Raw genomic sequence first — 18,896 nt, forward strand, 5'->3', positions numbered from 1 at the left:
AGCGTCGCCTCAGTTGGCGCCACTCCAGATGATTGCGGCGTCTCCGCTGTTGGTCTGCCACAGGGCATCGCGGCGGGTGATCCGCCAACCTTCGGGACGGAAGGTCCATCGGTCGATGTATTCGCCGTTCGTGTCGAACACCGGACCGCCCGTGTCACCAGGGCGCTGGTGGCGGGCCTGGACATAGGCGCGGCTCGTGGCGGTCAAGCTGCCGGGCGCAACGTCGACCGTGATGCTGCCGATCAGGTGCTGGCTTGGCCCGCAGACATCGAGGAAGCGGCGCATGTTGGCTTCAAGCGCCGCCAACCCGGAGTGTTCGCCGAGGCCGTAGTCGAAGGTGAGGTCGGCGGCGAAAACTTCTGCCAGGGCGTGCCATTGCTTTGTGTCCAGCACGCGAGCGAAGCGCGCGAGGCCTTCACGGATCGCGCGATCGGCTTGAAGCTCGGCGATGGTCTCCTGGAGGGTGGCAGGTTCTTTGCGCAAACCGGTTATTCGTCCCAGTGGATCAGGTGGCTTATGTCGGTGCGCTCGTGCGGTTTGCGCCCGGTGGTGGCGAGGCGCTGGACGCTGGGGTTGCCTTTCATCTCGCTGAACTTGCGCAAGACTTCGATCACGCGGTCGTAGTAAGTGGATTCAATCTTCCACACCCCGCCTTCGCGGCGATAGGCGTCGGTATAGATCGCCGTGCCGAAGGTGTGGGCGTCCTTCTCGAGATCGATGAACACGTCCTGCAGGTACCACAGGCCGGTGGCGCTGTTGTCGCCGGTCACGCTGATTTCGGGCATCGAGCCGATGTGCATGGCCAGTGCGCCCGAATGGAACGAGTTGGACAGGAACTCGACCATCGCCTCGCGCCCCTTGAGCGAGACCTTGTAGGTGCCGCCGTTGTAGGTGCAGGCCACGTCTGCCGTGAACAGCGCCGGCAGGGCGGCGAAATCTCCGGTATCGATAGCGCGGAAGTAGCGGTGCTTGAGCACCTTGATCTCTTCCATGTCGGAGAGCTGCTGGAGCGTGTAAGGCATTGCGGGATCAGGCTTTCTTTTCTTGCGCGTAGAGCAATTCGGCGCGGGCCTTGAGAGCGCGGGCGCTATCGTCGAACGCGCGCTTTACCCATGGCCCGGCGAAGCGGAAGACGTGGATGCCGTTGGTGCCGAGGAAGGCGTCGGTCGAGAAGTAACGGCATGAAGCATCGCCGGTCGGCTCGATCACCTGATCGCGGCGGGCGGGGTAGGGCCAGAAGTCCGAGTGGACCATCTCCCACGAGATCAGACGCTCGGGTTCCAGCGCGCAGATGTATTCGCAGTTGGGCACGAGCGTGCCGGGCACCGCATAGTTGATCAGCGTCATGTCGACCGCTGCGCCCATCTCGAGCGTGGAGACCGCGCGCACGCAGAAGGGGTTCCATTCGGCGTAACGCGGCATGTCGGTCAGCACGGCCCAGACCACGCGGGCCGGGGCGGCGATCTCTACCGTCTCGCTGACGGTCACGGCATCGGGATCGAAGCCCGAGACCGGATCGTCGGCAAGGGTGGGGTGGCTCTTCATCCAGTCGAGCAGCATCTCAGTGCCCTTCCTTATGCCGCGACCCAATCGCCGCCGTTTACGTCGAGCATCGCGCCGGTCACTTCCGAAGCATAGTCCGAGAGCAGGAAGTAGACCGCCTTGGCGCAATCGGCATCGGGCGGGATGTGGCCGACCGGGATCTCGCTCGCGCGCTGGGTGCGGAAGGCTTCGGCGCCTTCGCCAAGACCCTCGATGAAGCTTTCCAGCGGTGCGCCCATCATCCAGCCCATCAGCGCAGTGTTGACGCGCACGCCGGTGCCGCCGAACTCGACTGCGAGATGGCGGGTCATGTGATTGAGCGCGCCCTTGGCCATGCCATAGCCGCCTTCGCCGGGCATCGGCTTGCGGGTGCAGAGCGTGGAGACGTTGACAATGGAGCCTGCGCCTTGCGCCTTCATCGTCGGGAACACCGCCATGGCCATGCGCAGCGCGCCTGCCGCGCCAACGTTGAAGGCCTGCAGCACCTGGTCGATGTCATGTTCGATCAGCGGGCCCCAATCGGGATGATAGTAGGCCGAGTTGACCAGACCGTCGATGCGGCCCCACTGGTCGAGCGCAGCCTTGGCGGCGGCCTGGCATTGATCCATCTGCGTGACGTCGAGCGGGACGGCGATGGCCTCGCCACCCGCCGCCACGATCTCGTGCGCCACTTCCTCGATCGCCTGCTTCGAGCGCGCGGTGACGACGACCTTGGCGCCTTCCTTTGCCGCACCCCGGCACGCGGCCTGGCCCATGCCGGGGCCGGCGCCGGTGATGATGACGACCTTGTCCTTGAGGATCATGGCATTTTCTCCCGGGGGTTGGGCGAGGGCCTTATCGCCCTCTCGCCGTTTGTTTTTCAGGTCAGGCTTGCGCTTTCAGCATGTCCAGCGCGACGTCGACGATCATGTCTTCCTGCCCGCCGACCATCTTGCGGCGGCCGAGTTCGACGAGGATCGCGCGGGTATCGAGGCCGTAGGTCTCGGCGGCCTTCTCGGCATGGCGCAGGAAGCTGGAGTAGACCCCGGCATAGCCCAATGCCAACGTCTCGCGGTCGACGCGGACCGGGCGGTCCTGCAGCGGGCGCACGAGATCTTCGGCGGCGTCCATCAGCATCATCACGTCGCAGCCGTGGTTCCAGCCCTTGCGGTCAGCCGCGGCGATGAAGACTTCGAGCGGGGCATTGCCCGCGCCCGCGCCCATGCCGGTGAGCGAAGCGTCGATGCGCACCGCGCCACACTGCGCGGCGACGATCGAGTTGGCGACGCCGAGGCCGAGGTTGTGGTGGGCGTGCATGCCGCGCTCGGTTTCGGGCTTCAGCACGCGGTCATAGGCCTCGAAGCGCGCGCGCACGCCGTCCATGTCGAGCGCGCCGCCGCTGTCCGTCACATAGACGCACTGTGCGCCGTAGCTTTCCATCAGGAGCGCCTGCTGGGCGAGGGCGTCGGGCTCGATCATGTGGCTCATCATCAGGAAGCCCGAGACGTCCATGCCAAGATCGCGGGCGATGCCGATGTGCTGCTTCGATACGTCAGCCTCGGTGCAGTGCGTGGCGACGCGGACCGAGCGGACGCCGATGTCATAGGCGCGGCGCAGTTCCTCGACGGTGCCCACGCCGGGCAGGATCAGCGTGGTCAGCACGCACTTGTCGAGCACGTCGGCCACGGCTTCCAGCCATTCCCAATCGGTGTGCGCGCCGAAGCCGTAGTTGAAGCTGGCGCCGGAAAGGCCGTCACCATGGGCGACCTCGATGGCATCGACGCCCGACTTCTCGATGGCCGAGGCAATCGCGCGGACGTGGTCGATGCCGTACATGTGGCGCACGGCGTGCATGCCGTCACGCAGGGTCACGTCCTGGATGTAGAGCTTGTCGCCGCGTTCGACGTTGAAGGTTGCAGTCATCGTCCGGTCTCCTTCAGGCAGCAGCAGCGGCCATGCGGCGCGCGGCGAGCAGTTCGCCGGTGGCCTTGGCGGCGGCGGTCATGATGTCGAGGTTGCCGGAATAGCTGGGCAGATAGTCGCCCGCGCCTTCGACTTCGAGCATGATCATCGACTTGATGCCGGTGAAATCGCCCTGGCCGGGGATCTTCAGCCTGTTGTTGTCACCGAAGCGCTCGAACTGGACTTCCTGCTTGAGGCGGTAGCCGGGGACGTACTTCTGCACTTCGGCAACCATGTCTGCCACCGAACGGCGGATAGCGTCCTCGTCACCGCCCTCGGACAGGGTGAACACGGTATCGCGCATGATCATCGGCGGCTCGGCGGGGTTGAGGATGATGATCGCCTTGCCCTTGGTCGCGCCGCCGACCTGCTCGATGGCGCGGGCGGTGGTGCGGGTGAACTCGTCGATGTTGGCGCGGGTGCCGGGGCCGGCCGAGCGCGAGGAGACCGAAGCGACGATCTCGGCATAGTGGAGCTTTTCAGACACGCGGGCAACGGCGGCGACCATCGGGATCGTTGCCTGACCGCCGCAGGTCACCATGTTGACGTTGGGCTGATCGAGGTGCTGGCCCATGTTGACCGGCGGCACGGTGAACGGACCGATTGCGGCGGGGGTAAGGTCGACAACCTGAATGCCGTCGGCGCGCAGGGCCTCGTCGTGGACCTTGTGGGCGTAGGCGCTGGTCGCATCGAAGGCGATGCCGATGTCCTTGTAGAGCGGATGCTTGCGCAGGCCTTCGAGGCCTTCATGCGTCGTCGCAATCCCGTGCTCGCGTGCCATGGCGAGGCCCTCCGACTTCTCGTCGATGCCGACGACGATGGCCAGCTCCATGTTCTGCGGGTACTTGATCATCTTCATCATCAGGTCGGTGCCGATATTGCCCGAGCCGATGATCGCGGCCTTCACGCGTGCCATGGAGTGTTCCTCAAACGAAGTTGGCGACGCAGGTGCCGAGCGGCCCTGCATCGTTGCTGAGCGTCATTTCGAAGCGGTCGCCCTTCACGGCGGGCGCGAGCGGGACGAGCGAACCTGACAGGATCACGTCGCCCGCATCGAGCGTCACGCCATAGGCGCCGAGGGTGTTGGCGAGCCAGGCCACCGCCTGCGCCGGATCGCCCTGCACGGCATGGCCATAGCCTTCGGACAGGGGCGCGCCGTTCTTGGTGACGGCGACGTGGAGGTTCGGCAGGTCAAACCCTGCGGGATCGAGACGTTCCTTGCCGATCACGTAGACGCCGCAGGAGGCGTTGTCGGAGACGGTGTCGACGATCTTGATCTTCCAGTCGTCGATGCGGCTGTCGACGATCTCGAAGCAGGGTGCGATGCTCTCGGTCGCGGCGAGAACGTCGGCGGCGGTGATGCCGGGGCCGTTGAGGCTGCTCTTGAGGATGAACGCGATCTCCGCCTCGGCGCGCGGCGCGATGAGCGCCTTGGCGTCGACGTCGATAGCGCCTTCGACATGCATCCAGTCGGTCAGGAAGCCGAAATCGGGCTGGTGAACGCCGAGCATGTCCTGCACGGCTTTGCTGGTCACGCCGATCTTCTTGCCGACGACCTTCTCGCCATCGGCGACGCGGCGCGACAGGAAATCGAGGTTGATTGCATAGGCGTCATCGATCGTCAGCGAGGGGTCCTGCTCGATGAGCGGGGCGATGGTCTTGCGGGCGCGCAGTGCGTCGTGAAGCGCTGCGCCATAGTGCTGGATCTTATCGACGGGCATTGAGGAACTCGATGGCATAGGCGTTGAATTCGGCGGCGCGTTCGACCTGCACCCAATGGCCGGTACGCCCGAAGGTGATCGCGCGGACATCGGGGCAGTGATCGAGGAACAGGCGCGAGTGCGCTTCCGGGCAGAACTCGTCGTTTAGGCCCCACAGCACGAAGACCGGCTGGGTGATCTCGGGCAGGCGTGGCGAAAGGTCGGGCGTGCGCATACGCACGAGCACGTCCTTGGGCTGGGTGCGGGCGACGGCGAAACGCTCTTCCACCAATGCGTCGGGAATGTTCGGCGCAAAATCAGGGTGGACGAGGTTCGAGACGAGGCGCTTCTGTTCGGCCAGGTCGAAGTCGGGACCGCCGAAGCTCGAGACCATCTTGGTGATGCCGGGCATGACGAAGTAGGCCTCGCGCTCTGCCACGCAGCCCGGCGCCATCATCACCAGGTTCTTCGTGAACTCCGGGTGGTCGAGCGTCATCAACAGGGCAATGCCGCCACCGAGCGAATTGCCAACCAGGCTCGCGCTGGTCACGCCATGCGCGACGAGTGCCTCGTGGACCGTGTCGGTGAACAGCTGCAGCGTGTAGTCGAGTCCTTCCGGCTTCGACGAGCCGCCGTAGCCGATCAGGTCGGGCAGGATCACACGATAGCCGGCATCGACAAAGGCATCGATGTTCTGGCGGAAGTTGGATGCGCCCGATGCGCCGGGGCCGCTGCCGTGCAGGAAGACGACCGCAGGCGCGGAAGGATCGCCCGCTTCGGCGATGACGATATCGTAGCCACCGGTAACGCGGTGGCTGGCGGTCTTGAGATCAGCCATGGGCGCGCTCGCTCAAAGGAAGGTGAAGGAAGGTTCGCGGCCGAGCATGCCGCCGACGAGATCGGCAGTGCGGTTGGCCGGATCGTTGGCGACGTGGGCGCGGCCTGCGTGGAGATCGAGCCATGGCTGCAGGATCGGGCTGGACATGTAGATCGCCCGGCCGCCGAGCAGCTTGACCATGTCATCGACCAGATCTGCCATGCGCCGCACTACGCTCGCCGAATTGTAGGCGTAGAACGTGCGCTTCTCCATCGGGATGGACTCGCCGCGCTCGGCATGGGCCATGAGGTCCTCGAAGGTGAGGCGCAGGGTCTGCTCCATCTCGGTGACCTCGGCGTGGGCGCGGGCGATGGCCGCGTTCATGAAGGGATCGTCCTTCGATGCCTTGCCGGTATTGGTCGAGACGCGGCTCTGCGAGATCTCGACAGCGGCGTTGATTGCCGCGCGCGCGCCGCCGAAGGCCGCGGTCGAGACCGAGCGCATGAACACCTGCGCCCAGGGCAGGGTGTAGAGCGGGCCGGGGTTGGTCTCTTGCCCCGGATTGGCGCAGAGGAAGCCGTCGATCGAGCGGTGCGTGCGGTGTTCGGGCACGAACACGTCGTCGACGATCACGTCATGGCTGCCGGTGCCCTGGAGGCCGAAGACATGCCAGGTGTCAGTATCGATGGTATAGTCCGCACGCGGCAGCAGGAATGCGCGCATGTCCGGCGCGCCGCCTGCCTCGCGCGGCGGGACCATCGCGCCCAGTACGACCCACTGGCAGTGGACCGATCCGGTGGAGAAGCCCCAGCGGCCCGACAGGCGATAGCCACCCTCGACCGGGGTGACCTTGCCGACGGGCTGGTAGGACGACGAGACCAGCGTCGAGCTATCCTCGCCCCAGACTTCGGCCTGCGCCTCTTCGTGGAACAGCGCGATTTCGTAAGGATGGCAGCCGACCACGCCGTACATCCAGCCGGTGGACATGCAGCCTTCGGCAAGCGCCCTCTGCACGTCGTAGAACACGTTGGGGTGCATTTCGTAGCCGCCCCAGCGCTTGGGCTGAAGGATGCGGAAGAAACCGGCTTCGTGGAATTCGGCAATGGATTTTGCCGGAACGTCGCGCCCGGCGACGCATTCAGCCGCGCGTTGGCGCAAGGCGGGGATCATGGCCCTTGCCCGGGCGACGAGCTCTTCGCCCGACGGGATCGAGCTTTCGAGCGAAATTGCAGCTGCGCTGGCCATGAGCGGCCTCTCCTCCGGTACGACTTTCGACTCACGCAATGCTTGACGTGGCAATGCATTCGTAAAAAGATATCGCAACAGATACGCAAATCGTCAATCAAAAAGCATATCAGCTTTTGATCTTGATAAAATTGCGGCTCGTTACACCTGAAGGACTAGCGGCGTTCACCTGCTGCCGGTGCACGGCTGCGATCTGCGGGGGTATGCTCCGGGGTGTCAGTTTCGTCGCAGGCGACTATCCTGATGATTCTTGCCACACCAGCCAGAGCAGCGGCAACCGCTATCCTCATGACTTCAAGCCAACTTGCGTAAAAAATTTGGACAAGTTCTGCGATAAGTGTGACGGTAAAGATCAATAATAGGGCTGTTGCGCATGATTCGCAGCCTGGCATGGGGCAGAGAGGAAAGCGCTATGAGGTCGCTTCAGGAAATCTCGGACAGGCTTGAAATCCAGGATCTCTTCGCGCGCTATTGCTTCGCGATCGACGAACGCGATTGGGACGCGCTTGACGGCGTATTCACGCCTGATGCGCGCATCGACTATTCCGAAACCGGGGGCGCCGCGGGGACCCTTGCGCAGATCAAGGCGTGGTTGCCGGTGGCGCTTGAGCGTTTCCCGATGTTCCAGCACATGGTGGCAACGACCAAGCTTGACCTTGACGGCGACGAAGCCAGAGCGCGCACAATCCTGTTCAATCCGATGGTTCATCGCAACACTGCTGGCGAGGAGCAGGTCTTCTTCATCGGCTTGTGGTATCGTGACAGGCTTGTCCGCACGCCCGATGGCTGGCGAATTGCCGAACGCCACGAGGACATGGGCTGGTCGCACAACGTGCCGCCGATGGCCGCCGTGCCCGAAATTCCTGATAACTGAGGAGTGTCTGCCGATGTTGCGCATTTCAGTGCCCACTGAGGAGGCTGGCGATCCCTATGGCTTTGCTGCGCGAACCCATGCGCGCGAAATCATGGCTGCGGCTGCCGGATTTTCCTCTGCGGTCTATCGCGAGACACGCCTTTCGATGCGCGAATTCGAAGCGGCGCGAATGCGCACGGCGCAGATCAACGGCTGCATGATCTGCCAGGACTTCCGCGCAGCCCGCGATGCCGAGCGCACGTTTTCGGTGGGCGGCGAGACACCCGAGCGACTGGTAACGGCAAATGGCCCGGCGCCTGACGAGGCATTCTATGCGGCGGTCGAGAACTGGCGGGAATCCGGGCTGTTTTCCGTGCGGGAACGGCTCGCCATGGCCTTTGCCGAACGCTTCGGCACGGATCCGCAAGGGCTGGCCGCTGACGAGGATTTCTGGACCGGGATGCACGAGGTCTTCAGCGATGGCGAGATCGTCGATCTGGCGCATTGCGTGGCGGCTTGGGTCGGCCTTGGCCGCGTGGCGCATGTCTTGGGGTTTGACACGGTGTGTCTCGCTACAAATCCATCGAGCAAGGAATCGGCATGAGCGTGAGTGACGAGCGGCTGGGCGCACCAGGGACGGGCGTGGTGATTACCGGTGGGGCATCGGGCATCGGCCTGGCCGCGGCCCATGCGCTGGCCGAAGTGGGACGACCGGTGGCGCTATGGGACATCAATGCCGATGGCGCAAAAGCTGCGGCGGCCGACATCGCCGCGCGATATGGCGTTTCGGCTGTGGGGCAGGCGGTGGACTTGCGCAATCCGCAAGCGGTTGCCCCTGCCGCAGCCGAGACGCGTGCTTCGCTTGGCAGCATTGGCGGTATCGTCCACGGGGCAGGCACGGCGTTGCAAACCGGGATCGGCGGAGTCACGCCCGAAAACTTCGACGCTGGAATGGCCCTCCACGTGCGCGCGGTGATCGAACTGGTGCAGGCCTTCCGCGATGACCTGAAGGAGCATCCGGGTGGTGCGGTGGTGGCGATATCCTCGATCAACGCATGGTTTGGCAACGGGATGATCCCGATCTACACGGCGGCCAAGGGTGCGGTCATATCGCTGGTGCGATCCATGGCGGACGAGCTTGCGCACGATGGCATCCGCATCAACGCGCTCAGCCCCGGCATGATCGACACGCCGATCCTTGGCGAGATGAGGGATGGGATGGCGCAGCTTTACGGACCGCGCATATTCCTCGGCAGGTTCGGCAAGCCGGAAGAAATCGCAATGACGATCCGCTTCCTCCTGTCTGATGAAGCAAGCTACATTACGGCGACTGAGATAGTGGTCGACGGTGGCATACGCCATTCGCAACGGCCCTGAAGGAGTTTTTGACACGATGCGTTCGGTAATCGTTACAGGGGGTTTCGGCGTGCTGGGGCGCGCGGTGGCGCAGGCGTTCCGCGATAATGGCGACAAGGTGGCGCGGATCGATTTCACGACTGCGGCGGCCGATGCAAACCCCGGCGGGCTCGACATCGGCGGGGTGGACCTGACCGATGCCGCAGCTGCAGCGACAGCGGTAGAGCAGGTCAAGGCGACCTTGGGCGGCATTGACGTGCTGGTCAATGTGGCGGGCGGTTTCGTGTGGCAGACGCTCGCCGATGGCGGACCGGAAACCTGGGCGAAAATGTTCGCAATGAACGCGACGACCTGCGTGACCATGACCAAGGCCGCGCTGCCGACGCTTACCGCGACGCCGGGCGCGGCGATCGTCAATATCGGTGCGGGCAGCGCGCTGGTGGCGGGCAGCGGGATGGGGGCTTATGCCGCCTCCAAGCAAGCCGTCCACAAGCTGACCGAGAGTCTTGCTGCTGAGCTCGCCGGCACTGACTGCACGGTCAATGCCGTACTGCCGAGCATCATCGACACGCCGGCCAACCGGGCCGACATGCCCGATGCCGACTTCTCGCAGTGGGTGCAGCCTGCATCTCTCGCCAAGGTGATCGTCTTCCTTGCATCGCCCGAAGCGCGGAACCTGAGCGGCGCGTTGATTCCGGTATCGCGCGGGGGGTGAACCTACACGCCCTGCAGGAGCACGCGCGCTGCTTCCGTGCCATCGAGCAGGGCGTTTTCGCGGCGCACCGCACGCCAGCCTTGTGGGGTGCGCCGGAAAGTCCAGCGGTTGGCCGAAACACGGTGGACGACAAAGCTGCCCGCTTCGTGGCGCAGCACCAACGAATGACAGCGCGCAGTGGCGGCATCGCCTACGACCGTGACAACAGCAGGGCCAAGGATGTGCGCGCAGCCATCGGCCATGAGCTGACGGTGGACCGGGCCATCGATCAGTGCGGCGATCTCCGAGTGTCCTCTGGCCGTGGCAAAACCGGTGACGACATATTCGCCGTCCTCGGTCCACAATTCGGCAAGGGCACGGGCATCGCCACAATCTGCAAGTGGCCCATACCGCGCAATAAGCTCACGCACAGCTTCGCGATCTTCAAGAGCGGTGAGGCGGGCGGATAGATCAGGAACTTCCGTCATTGGTTCGGGCGCTTTCAGGCGAAGGGGGTCAGGCCGCCGAGCACCTCGCGAACAAGGTCACCCTGTCCGCGCGTACCCGTCTTGGCATAGATGCGCTTGGAATAGTTCCGTGCGGTCTCGTCGGTCAGACGCAGGGCACGCCCTGCTTCAATGATCGTCTCGCCACGGCTCAGCTTCTCGGCAAGCGCGGCCTCCCGATCCGAAAGTCCGTGCAATTCGCGCAGGATGCGGGTCCCCGCGCGCTCGTCTTCACGCACGGCCAGACGCAGCGTTCCGATCACGGCGGGGCGGGCGTGCGGTTCGGGCAGGACAAGGTCGCATTTGCGCAGGAGCATGTGCAGGTCACGCGCCGGATCAAGCAGGACCGCGGTCGCTTCGATGCTACCTTCGGCGATTGCGCTGCAGGCCTTTTCAAGCGCGCCAGCAGCAGCGGGCAGAAGCTGCAGCCGGCGTCCGCCGCGGGGATCCGGGGCAGGGGCGAAAGTCAGCATCCGCTCCGCTTGCGGGTCGGTTGCCATGACCCGCCCCCCGGCATCGAAAGCGAGCTGACCCGCGCCAAGCCGGGCGAGGGCGGCTTGTGCCATCGCGGTCTGCAGGCGCTGTTCGGCAAGCGCGGCAAGCGTGCGCAGCGAGGCGGCAAGGTGTGGGCCGATCGCCGCAAGGGTCGATACGGCAGCAGAGCTGAAATCCTCACGCTCGCGCACCAGCAGCAGCCAGGCGTCGGCCGCGCCGCCCGCGCTCACGCGGAGCCAGCGGCCATAGCGGATGCCCATTTCCGCCAGCGCGCCGCGCTGCAGGGCAAGGCGCGTGGGGTTGTCGAAATCCAACATCTCGTCGATGGCGTAGACGCGGCCTGGCCGCAGTTGACCATATGGGTGCAGGCCTAATGCGTTGATGCGGCGGAAGTCGAGTTGCGGTTCGCGCACGGCGCGCGGCGCAGTAACGTGGATGACAGTGGGTTCCTGCGACGGCATGGCATTGGCCAGGGTAATGATGAGAAACGCGCGGCGGGCATAGGTGCGCGCGACGAGGTTGCGCATGAAGGCACCCCACGGCGGCGTCTGGTGCACACCTTCGACAAGCGGCAGGAAAAGCTCCTGCTGATCCGTATGCGTAAAGGCCACCGTTTCCTCCCATATGGGAGCTTTGGTTTACGGGCGATGGTCTGAATTGCAAGCCGAGCCTGAGGGAGCCTCTCCGAATGACCGATGCCGTGACCGCTGCGCCTGCGATGACCGATGCGGAACTTGCCGCCCATCTTGCTGAAGTGGCGGGCAAGCTGCTGCTGACGGTGCGCGAAAGCGGTATGCTGAGCCTCAAGCAGCTGGGCAAGGCGGGTGACGCCACGGCCAACCAGTTCCTCGTTCACGCCTTGCGCGAACAGCGGCCGGAAGACGGCCTGCTTTCGGAAGAGGAAAAGGACAATCTCGACCGGCTGCAGTTCTCGCGCACTTGGATCGTCGACCCGGTCGATGGCACGCGCGAATATGGCGAGGCGCGAACTGACTGGGCGGTCCATGTCGGCCTGGCTATCGACGGTGTGGCAACGATTGGCGCGGTGGCACTGCCCGGCGCCGGCATTGTGCTGCGCACCGATCAACCGCGCCGGATTCCCCCGGCGCCCGAGCGTCTGCGCATGGTCGTCAGCCGCACGCGCCCGGCGCATGAAGCAGTGGCCGTGGCCGAAGCGATCGGGGCCGAACTTGTGCCGATGGGCAGCGCCGGGGCCAAGGCGATGGCCGTGATCTTGGGCGATGCCGACATCTACCTCCACTCCGGCGGTCAGTTTGAATGGGATAGCTGTGCGCCGGTCGCAGTGGCGCTGGCGCACGGCCTGCATTGCAGCCGCATCGACGGTAGTTCGCTGGTTTACAACCAGGCCGACACCTACATGCCCGACCTGCTGATCTGCCGGAAGGAACATGCCGAAATGGTGCTATCGCGCATAAAGGCTGTGCAGCCGGCTTGAACGGCAATTGCCAGCGTTACAAATAGAAGGCAGGTAATCCCCTCAATTTCAGGGGGTTTGCGTGCGCAATAGATTCGCGCTGTTCGTTGTCGGTCTTCTTGCCACTACTGCTCCGGCACTTGCTGGAGACAATGTCCTCTACGGCCCTGCTCCCAAATGGGCCGACGTGCGCGATTCGGCAAGGATTGACACCGCAGCAAGCACCCCGATCGCTCTGCTGGACGTGCAACAGCGGATCGAGGGCGAAACGCTGCGGGTCTATGTCGACCAGGCCTTCAAGCTGGGCAGCCCGGAATCGCTGACGCAGAGCGGCACGAGTTCTGCCGTTTGGATGCCTGACAAGGGCGATCTGACGGTCCACCGCGTCGAGATCCTGCGTGCGGGCAAGGTGGTTGACGTGCTCAAGGGCGGCGCGCGCTATCAGGTGTTGCGGCGCGAACGCGGGCTGGAACAGCGCCAGATCGACGGCATGCTGACCGCGACCCTAGCCATTCCCGGCCTGCAGGTCGGGGACGTGCTGCGCATTGCCTATAGCCAGACCATGCGCGACAAGGCGCTGCAGGGGAAAGTGCAAATCGACAGCGGACTGTTGACCCTGCCCCTGGAGGCTGGTTTTGCGCGCACCAGCGTCTCCTGGCCCGAAGGCCTTGCCGTGAAATGGCAGGCAGGCCCTTCGGCGGGCAGTCCAACCGAGAGCATCAAGGACGGCTGGCACACTGTGAACGTGGCGCTGCCCTTGGCAAAGCGCGAGGAAATGCCGCAAGGCGCGCCATCGCGCTTTTCCCGGGCGCCCACGCTGGAAGCCACCACGTTCGGCAGCTGGGAAGAAGTCTCGAGGGTGTTCGCACCGCTCTATTCCACGAAGGACGCGATCGCTGCGGGAAGCCCGCTCGCAGCAGAAGTGGCGAAGATCGAGAAGCAGAGCCCTGACCCGCTGACCCGCGCTGCCTTGGCCACGCGGCTGGTGCAGGATCAGGTGAGTTACCTGCTGAACGGCATGGCGGGCGGGAACTACGTGCCGCAGGCCCCGTCGCTGACCTGGACTTCTCGCTACGGCGATTGCAAGGCCAAATCCCTGCTGCTGCTGTCCTTGCTGGAAGCCTTGGGCATCAAGGCCGAGGTCGTCGCCGTGAACAGCCAGACCGGCGATGCCGTGCCGGATTCACTGCCGATGCCGGCGGCATTCGATCATGTCATCGTGCGGGCCGAAATCGCCGGGACGACCTATTGGCTCGACGGCACGGCAACCGGCACGCGGCTGCAGACGCTGGCCGACGTCCCGCCGTTCCGTCATGCGCTGCCGATCCGGGCGGAAGGCGCGCCGCTCATGGCGATGGAACCGCGCGTGCCCCAAGCTGCGATGGCTTCGGTCAAGCTGACGATCGATCAGCGCGCCGGGGTCGAGATGCCGGCACTCATCTCGGCGACGTCCACTTTCGCGGGGATGCTGGGCAGCAACCTTGGTGCGGCATTCGGACAGGCCAGCGAAGAACAGAAAAAGCAGATGATCAAATCCATCGGGGATTCGATCTTCAAGGATCTGACCGATGATGGCGGCATCATCACTGGAGGAACAACCGCGTTTGACAGCGAAACCGGAACGGCGACCGTGACGATCGAAGGCATGGTCATTTCCCTGTTTCAGGACCGAGACGGCACCAAGCGCATGGATATGCGTGGCCTGGGCAGTGCCAGCGCCGCGTTCGATTACGACCGCAGCCGGGCAAACTGGAAAGCGATTCCGGTGAACCTTGGCCGCGCCGAACGGGTGCGCGAGGAAATGGAAGTTCTGCTCCCGGCTGACGAGCCGGGCTTCAAGTTGGGCGGGAAAGCCGACTACGAGGCAACATTCGCTGGCACGACCGTTACCCGCAAGGGCGCGCTCGAAGGCCAGCGCTTCAGCGTCAGCGAAGAGCGCGCGTCGCTTGGTGGTGAACTGCCTGCGGCGGAAATCCCTGTCGAGAAGGCAAAGGCACTGCGCCTGCGCAACACGGTCCCCTTCCTTGTTGCCCCCACCACCGCAGCACGCGCATGGCGTTATCAGCAGCCTTCGCTCAAGGCGCGCATTGCGCCGATTGAGGCGGCCTATGAAAAGGCGCTGGCGCGGGAAACCGGGGATGCACAAAGCGACCCCCTGGCGCGCCGCGCCGATCTGCGGGAATCGGTTTATGATCTGGCGGGCGCGCTGTCCGATTGGGACAAGGTCATTGCGATGGCGCCCGATGCCTGGACCTTTGGCAGGCGGGCCTTCACCAACCGGCAGATGGGGCGTTGGACCGATGCGATCGCGGATCACCGCGAGGCATTGAAGCTGGCGCCGTCGGTGTCCAATGCCATCTCGCTGGCAGGGGCGCTTGGGCGTGAAGGCAAGACCGACGAAGCCCTGGCCCTGTTGACCGAATACGACGACATGGGTGACGAGCATACCGGCGTCGTCCTGACCCGTGCAGACATCCTTGCCTATGCAGGAAAGGGTGCCGATGGTCTGAAAGAGGTCGACGCGCTGATCGAGGAAAAGCCGGGAGACACGTCGCTGCTCAATGCAGCGTGCTGGTATCGGGCGCGCTTCCGGGTGGATGCCGACCGCACGATCGAGGTGTGCAATCAGGCGGTAGAGCGCGCGTCCAATGCTGCCGCCGTGCTGGACAGCCGGGCACTGGCCTGGGTGGCGCAAGGCAATCTGCAGAACGCGCTGGCCGACGTCGAATCCGCTCTGAAGATCTCGCCGTCGCAACTGGCGTCGCTCTATCTCAGGGCGTGGATCGGCAATGCCATGGGCAAGCCCGAAGCGAAGGCCGACCTTGCCTACTTCCGCAAGGTCACGCCCGGTCTGGTGCAGGATTACGCGCGCTACGGATTGAAATAACGCACAAGTCCAGGCGAGTGCCGCGCCATGCTGACGCGGCACTGGCGTGCCTGCCTTTCTCGATGAAGACGGAACTGCCGCTGCGTGGCGCGGCGCGTCCTCGCGCGTTCACCGGGGATAAGCCGGCAATGCAAAGATGCGCGCTTTGCGCAACACTCGCCATCCAATGCGACGCATTATGCCATCATAATGAGTTTCCAGTTGCCATCCTCGCTACATATGCGTAGCTTAAGTCCGAATTGATTGCGCGAATGCGCATCGGAAAGTATCCTGGAGAGGGAGAGGACATCGTGAGGAAACTGCTCGCCGCTACGGCATTGAGCTCGCTTGCCTTTATTGCAGCGCCAGCATTTGCGCAGGCTACGCCGCAAGAATCTGCGCAGGACACCGCCGCCCAGAATGACGCCGGCATCGGTGAGATCGTCGTTACCGCGCAGAAGCGGGCCGAGAACATCCAGAACGTGCCGATCGCCATCTCGGCCGTCAGCAGCCAGTTCCTAGAAACGCGCGGCATCACCTCGATCGACAGCCTCGGCTCGATCGCCCCGAACGTGAAGTTCGAACGCGCGCCTTCGAACAAGACGATCTCGCAGATCGCCATCCGCGGGTCGGTGACGATCAACCCGGCCGTGACTTGGGAGCCCGCTGTCGGCCTCTACTTGGGCGGCGTTTACATCGCCAAGGCGCAAGGCTCGATCTTCGACGTTGCCGACCTGGAGCGCGTCGAAATCCTGCGCGGTCCGCAGGGCACGCTTTATGGCCGCAACGCGCTGGCTGGTGCCGTCAATCTCGTACCCAAGGCGCCGAGCGGCGAACTGGGGGTCAAGGGCGAGCTGACCTATGGAAACTATGACTACTGGAAGGGCCGCGCCGTCATCGACCTTCCGGCAATGGGGCCGTTCTCGCTCAAGCTTTCGGGCCAGATCCAGAAGCGTGACGGCTTCATCAGGCTGACGCCCAACCCTTATCCGCAGGCGGTTGCCGCTGGCCCGGCACGGACGGGCCGCACCAACGATCTCGACGGCAAGAGCGGCATGGTCCAGCTGCGCTTCAAGCCTGAAGGCAGCAACTTCACCGCCGACTACATGTTCGACTATTCGAAGTTCGACCAGCGCCCGGACTATGCGCAGCTTGTCCGCGTCAACCGCAATGGCCGGCCCGAGGACATCTTCGATCCCAACTCACCAGGCTATGCCTTCGGCGGCGCGTTCTTCCCGCTGAACCTCTATGACCGGGCCGACCGCCAATCGACCGCGTCGCTCGATGCCAATCCGCTATACGAACGTTCGCGCACTTATGGTCACGCGCTGACCCTTGCGCTCGATCTCGGCGGAGCGACGGTCAAGTCGATCACCGCTTATCGCAACCTCAAGTGGGCAGACTCGCTTGACCTCGATGGTTCGCCCCTGCCGGTGGCGCTGACCCAGCGTGATACCAGCTTCCACAGCTGGAGCCAGGAACTGCAGGTGTCCGGACAGACGCTGAGTGACAAGTTCAAGTACGTGGCGGGCGTATTCTATTACAAGGAAAAGGCCGAAACGCTTGGGCCGCAAAGCTTCTTCGGCGGCGGCGCGTCCTACCAGTCCGACTACGGATCGAACACCGAGGCGTTCGCCGTGTTCGCGCAGGTCGATTACGACATCACTGATGCCCTCAAGCTGACCCTGGGTGGACGCTACACGCACGAGAAGAAGGACGTGCGCCGCTTCCTGCGGGTGAACTTCGACGCAGCGAACAACATTTTCGCGCCGACCGTGGTGGCAAACATCCCCTATGGCGGCGTCCCTGATGCCACCTTCAACAGGTTCAATCCGGCAATCACGCTGGCCTATCAGGCTAACGAGAACATCAACCTTTACGCTCGCTTCGCACAAGGGTTCAAGTCAGGCGGCTTCAACGGCGAGACCAACGATTTCCGCGCGCCGACCGCAGCCTGCCCCACCGGCGCGATCGAACTGTGCAATCCCTATCGCCCGGAAACGGTCGACAGCTACGAAGTCGGCATCAAGACCAAGCTGGCCGACGGCAAGGTGATCTTCAACGTCGCCGGCTTCTGGGACGAGCACAAGGACATCCAGCTTTCGGTGTTCACGGCAAATGGCGCGGCTGCTTCCGTCGTCAAGAACGCGGCGGCCGCACGCATCCGTGGCCTCGAGATCGAAACAGTGATCCGCCCGGTCGACGTGCTGACGATCAATGGATCGCTCGCTTTCCTCGATCCCAAGTACAAGAGCTACATCGAGGCCGTGAACGGCGTTGACACCAACGTCGCCAACAACCGCGCCTTCCCGCACACACCCAAGACCACGGCAGCCGCCGGCGTCGATCTTCGCGTGGCGCAGGGAGACTGGGGCCGTTTGAACGTCAATGGCGATATCAATTACGTCTCCAGCTATTACACCTTCCCCTATGCACTGGTGACGCCGAATGCCTCGGCGCAGAACGCCCACAACACCCGCTCGAAGGGCCGCACGATCGTCAATCTGCGCGCCGCGGTTTCGGAAGTGCCGCTGGGTGGGGCGAAGGCCGAACTGGCGCTTTGGGTCAAGAACCTGACCAAGGAAAGCGATCCCTCCAACTTCATCGACTTCGGCCCGGGTTTCGGCGGCCTCACGGTCGGATACTTCCCCGATCCGCGCACTTACGGCCTGACGCTGGGAGTGAAGTTCTGATGCTCTTCGCCGGGAAAAAGACGCTGGTGACAGGTGCGGCCTCGGGCATAGGTCGCGCCACCGCCATCCGCTTCGCCGCCGAGGGTGCATCGCTCACCATCGGTGACCGCAACATTGCCGGGCTTGAGGAAACGGCAGGGATGATTGCCGCCGCAGGCCACACTGCGCCGGTGGTGCAAGCCTATGACGCTACAGACTATGCCTCATGCCGTGCGCTGGTGGACACTGCCGCACGCGACGGGCTCGACATCGTCTGCAACATCGCCGGACTGCTGAAGTGGGGGCGCTCCGAAACCTTCGCTGCCGAGGACTTCGACCTGCTGATGCACGTCAACGCCACCAGCGTTTTCGTGATTTGCCAGGCGGCGATGCCGCATCTGCTCAAGTCGAAGGGCACCATCGTAAACACCGCGTCGACCGCAGCGCTGCAGGGCCAGCCCTACAATGCGGCCTATTCGGCCTCAAAGCACGCGGTGGCAGCGATCACCAAGGGCCTCGCAATCGAATACGCGTCCGCGGGTGTGCGCATCAATGCGATCTGCCCCGGGCACGTGATCACGCCAATGACCGAGAACACGCCTCCGCCCGAAGGCGTGGACTGGGCGCTGATGATGCGCAACGCGCCCAAGTTGCTCGATGGCTCGTGCGCGCCGGAAGACATCGCGGAAATGTTCGCGTTCCTTGCCAGCGACAAGGCGCGCAAGATCACCGGATCGCTCTTCACTGTGGACGGCGGACAACTGGCAGGATGAC

At 64.1% G+C, this 18,896-nt stretch carries 19 protein-coding genes; 8 read left to right on the top strand and 11 right to left on the bottom strand.

Going from position 1 to position 18,896, the window contains the following annotated elements; all coding sequences use genetic code 11:
- Nucleotides 1–9 precede the first annotated feature (9 nt).
- The 9 genes from ACZ1JY_RS18285 to ACZ1JY_RS18325 all read right to left on the bottom strand — a co-directional run bounded on the left by ACZ1JY_RS18285 (nt 10) and on the right by ACZ1JY_RS18325 (nt 7,245).
- The gene (locus ACZ1JY_RS18285; protein ID WP_465131045.1) at nt 10–483 is read right to left on the bottom strand and encodes a nuclear transport factor 2 family protein; all 474 of its coding nucleotides are present in this window, start codon (nt 481–483) and stop codon (nt 10–12) included.
- Nucleotides 484–488: 5 nt separating this feature from the next.
- A complete protein-coding gene (locus ACZ1JY_RS18290) occupies nt 489–1,022 on the bottom strand; it encodes a nuclear transport factor 2 family protein (protein ID WP_465131046.1) in 534 nt (177 codons plus the stop codon).
- A 7-nt stretch (nt 1,023–1,029) separates the two neighbouring features.
- On the bottom strand, nt 1,030–1,560 hold the full coding sequence (locus ACZ1JY_RS18295; RefSeq protein WP_465131047.1) for an SRPBCC domain-containing protein: 531 nt from the start codon (nt 1,558–1,560) through the stop codon (nt 1,030–1,032).
- A gap of 14 nt (nt 1,561–1,574) precedes the next feature.
- Nucleotides 1,575–2,345 carry an SDR family oxidoreductase gene (locus tag ACZ1JY_RS18300; RefSeq protein WP_465131048.1) on the bottom strand — a complete coding sequence of 257 codons (771 nt, stop codon included), beginning with the start codon at nt 2,343–2,345 and terminating at the stop codon, nt 1,575–1,577.
- A gap of 61 nt (nt 2,346–2,406) precedes the next feature.
- The gene (dmpG, locus tag ACZ1JY_RS18305) at nt 2,407–3,444 is read right to left on the bottom strand and encodes a 4-hydroxy-2-oxovalerate aldolase (protein ID WP_465131049.1); all 1,038 of its coding nucleotides are present in this window, start codon (nt 3,442–3,444) and stop codon (nt 2,407–2,409) included.
- 13 nt (nt 3,445–3,457) lie between these two features.
- A complete protein-coding gene (locus ACZ1JY_RS18310; protein WP_168904412.1) occupies nt 3,458–4,399 on the bottom strand; it encodes an acetaldehyde dehydrogenase (acetylating) in 942 nt (313 codons plus the stop codon).
- A gap of 10 nt (nt 4,400–4,409) precedes the next feature.
- Nucleotides 4,410–5,204, bottom strand: a complete 795-nt coding sequence (locus tag ACZ1JY_RS18315; RefSeq protein ID WP_465131050.1) for a fumarylacetoacetate hydrolase family protein — start codon at nt 5,202–5,204, stop codon at nt 4,410–4,412.
- Entirely contained in the window at nt 5,191–6,021 is an 831-nt protein-coding gene (locus tag ACZ1JY_RS18320; RefSeq protein WP_465131051.1) for an alpha/beta fold hydrolase, read from the bottom strand. Before ACZ1JY_RS18320 ends, ACZ1JY_RS18315 begins: the two co-directional genes overlap by 14 nt.
- Nucleotides 6,022–6,033: 12 nt before the next feature.
- On the bottom strand, nt 6,034–7,245 hold the full coding sequence (locus tag ACZ1JY_RS18325; RefSeq protein ID WP_168904414.1) for an acyl-CoA dehydrogenase family protein: 1,212 nt from the start codon (nt 7,243–7,245) through the stop codon (nt 6,034–6,036).
- A gap of 412 nt (nt 7,246–7,657) precedes the next feature.
- On the opposite strand from ACZ1JY_RS18325, the gene ACZ1JY_RS18330 reads away from it, so the two are divergent.
- Genes ACZ1JY_RS18330 through ACZ1JY_RS18345 form a run of 4 tightly spaced genes read left to right on the top strand, consistent with a single transcriptional unit; the run spans nt 7,658 to nt 10,169 of the window.
- The gene (locus ACZ1JY_RS18330; protein ID WP_465131052.1) at nt 7,658–8,119 is read left to right on the top strand and encodes a nuclear transport factor 2 family protein; all 462 of its coding nucleotides are present in this window, start codon (nt 7,658–7,660) and stop codon (nt 8,117–8,119) included.
- 13 nt (nt 8,120–8,132) lie between these two features.
- Complete coding sequence (locus ACZ1JY_RS18335; protein WP_465131053.1) at nt 8,133–8,702, top strand: carboxymuconolactone decarboxylase family protein; 570 nt, start codon at nt 8,133–8,135, stop codon at nt 8,700–8,702.
- Nucleotides 8,699–9,475: an SDR family NAD(P)-dependent oxidoreductase gene (locus ACZ1JY_RS18340; RefSeq protein WP_465131054.1), complete on the top strand. Its 777-nt coding sequence runs from the start codon at nt 8,699–8,701 to the stop codon at nt 9,473–9,475. Before ACZ1JY_RS18335 ends, ACZ1JY_RS18340 begins: the two co-directional genes overlap by 4 nt.
- 16 nt (nt 9,476–9,491) lie before the next feature.
- Entirely contained in the window at nt 9,492–10,169 is a 678-nt protein-coding gene (locus tag ACZ1JY_RS18345) for an SDR family NAD(P)-dependent oxidoreductase (protein ID WP_168904416.1), read from the top strand.
- A 2-nt stretch (nt 10,170–10,171) separates the two neighbouring features.
- Here ACZ1JY_RS18345 and ACZ1JY_RS18350 read toward each other — a convergent pair whose 3' ends face one another.
- Together ACZ1JY_RS18350 and ACZ1JY_RS18355 are read right to left on the bottom strand one after the other, a co-directional pair.
- Nucleotides 10,172–10,636, bottom strand: a complete 465-nt coding sequence (locus ACZ1JY_RS18350) for a nuclear transport factor 2 family protein (protein ID WP_465131055.1) — start codon at nt 10,634–10,636, stop codon at nt 10,172–10,174.
- 14 nt (nt 10,637–10,650) lie between these two features.
- Entirely contained in the window at nt 10,651–11,760 is a 1,110-nt protein-coding gene (locus ACZ1JY_RS18355; protein ID WP_465131056.1) for a helix-turn-helix transcriptional regulator, read from the bottom strand.
- A gap of 107 nt (nt 11,761–11,867) precedes the next feature.
- Between ACZ1JY_RS18355 and ACZ1JY_RS18360 the strand changes: the two genes are divergently transcribed.
- From ACZ1JY_RS18360 to ACZ1JY_RS18375, 4 genes are all read left to right on the top strand, one after another.
- Nucleotides 11,868–12,605, top strand: coding sequence for a 3'(2'),5'-bisphosphate nucleotidase CysQ (locus tag ACZ1JY_RS18360; protein ID WP_465131565.1), 738 nt, complete (start codon nt 11,868–11,870; stop codon nt 12,603–12,605).
- A gap of 61 nt (nt 12,606–12,666) precedes the next feature.
- Nucleotides 12,667–15,471, top strand: a complete 2,805-nt coding sequence (locus ACZ1JY_RS18365) for a DUF3857 domain-containing protein (protein ID WP_465131057.1) — start codon at nt 12,667–12,669, stop codon at nt 15,469–15,471.
- Nucleotides 15,472–15,761: 290 nt separating this feature from the next.
- Nucleotides 15,762–18,143 (top strand): TonB-dependent receptor domain-containing protein, encoded by a 2,382-nt coding sequence (locus ACZ1JY_RS18370; RefSeq protein ID WP_465131058.1) that lies wholly within the window; start codon nt 15,762–15,764, stop codon nt 18,141–18,143.
- Nucleotides 18,143–18,895: an SDR family NAD(P)-dependent oxidoreductase gene (locus ACZ1JY_RS18375; RefSeq protein ID WP_465131059.1), complete on the top strand. Its 753-nt coding sequence runs from the start codon at nt 18,143–18,145 to the stop codon at nt 18,893–18,895. Before ACZ1JY_RS18370 ends, ACZ1JY_RS18375 begins: the two co-directional genes overlap by 1 nt.
- Nucleotide 18,896: the final 1 nt, after the last annotated feature.

This window comes from Novosphingobium sp. BL-A-41-Hi4B-X5A (genome assembly GCF_055521705.1).

What these genes read in the sequence shown, in the direction of transcription:
- ACZ1JY_RS18290 (WP_465131046.1), bottom strand. Translation starts at nt 1,022, where the DNA reads ATGCCTTACACGCTCCAGCAGCTCTCCGACATGGAAGAGATCAAGGTG.
- ACZ1JY_RS18295 (WP_465131047.1), bottom strand. Translation starts at nt 1,560, where the DNA reads ATGCTGCTCGACTGGATGAAGAGCCACCCCACCCTTGCCGACGATCCG.
- ACZ1JY_RS18300 (WP_465131048.1), bottom strand. Translation starts at nt 2,345, where the DNA reads ATGATCCTCAAGGACAAGGTCGTCATCATCACCGGCGCCGGCCCCGGC.
- dmpG (WP_465131049.1), bottom strand. Translation starts at nt 3,444, where the DNA reads ATGACTGCAACCTTCAACGTCGAACGCGGCGACAAGCTCTACATCCAG.
- ACZ1JY_RS18310 (WP_168904412.1), bottom strand. Translation starts at nt 4,399, where the DNA reads ATGGCACGCGTGAAGGCCGCGATCATCGGCTCGGGCAATATCGGCACC.
- ACZ1JY_RS18315 (WP_465131050.1), bottom strand. Translation starts at nt 5,204, where the DNA reads ATGCCCGTCGATAAGATCCAGCACTATGGCGCAGCGCTTCACGACGCA.
- ACZ1JY_RS18320 (WP_465131051.1), bottom strand. Translation starts at nt 6,021, where the DNA reads ATGGCTGATCTCAAGACCGCCAGCCACCGCGTTACCGGTGGCTACGAT.
- ACZ1JY_RS18325 (WP_168904414.1), bottom strand. Translation starts at nt 7,245, where the DNA reads ATGGCCAGCGCAGCTGCAATTTCGCTCGAAAGCTCGATCCCGTCGGGC.
- ACZ1JY_RS18330 (WP_465131052.1), top strand. Translation starts at nt 7,658, where the DNA reads ATGAGGTCGCTTCAGGAAATCTCGGACAGGCTTGAAATCCAGGATCTC.
- ACZ1JY_RS18335 (WP_465131053.1), top strand. Translation starts at nt 8,133, where the DNA reads ATGTTGCGCATTTCAGTGCCCACTGAGGAGGCTGGCGATCCCTATGGC.
- ACZ1JY_RS18340 (WP_465131054.1), top strand. Translation starts at nt 8,699, where the DNA reads ATGAGCGTGAGTGACGAGCGGCTGGGCGCACCAGGGACGGGCGTGGTG.
- ACZ1JY_RS18345 (WP_168904416.1), top strand. Translation starts at nt 9,492, where the DNA reads ATGCGTTCGGTAATCGTTACAGGGGGTTTCGGCGTGCTGGGGCGCGCG.
- ACZ1JY_RS18350 (WP_465131055.1), bottom strand. Translation starts at nt 10,636, where the DNA reads ATGACGGAAGTTCCTGATCTATCCGCCCGCCTCACCGCTCTTGAAGAT.
- ACZ1JY_RS18360 (WP_465131565.1), top strand. Translation starts at nt 11,868, where the DNA reads ATGACCGATGCGGAACTTGCCGCCCATCTTGCTGAAGTGGCGGGCAAG.
- ACZ1JY_RS18375 (WP_465131059.1), top strand. Translation starts at nt 18,143, where the DNA reads ATGCTCTTCGCCGGGAAAAAGACGCTGGTGACAGGTGCGGCCTCGGGC.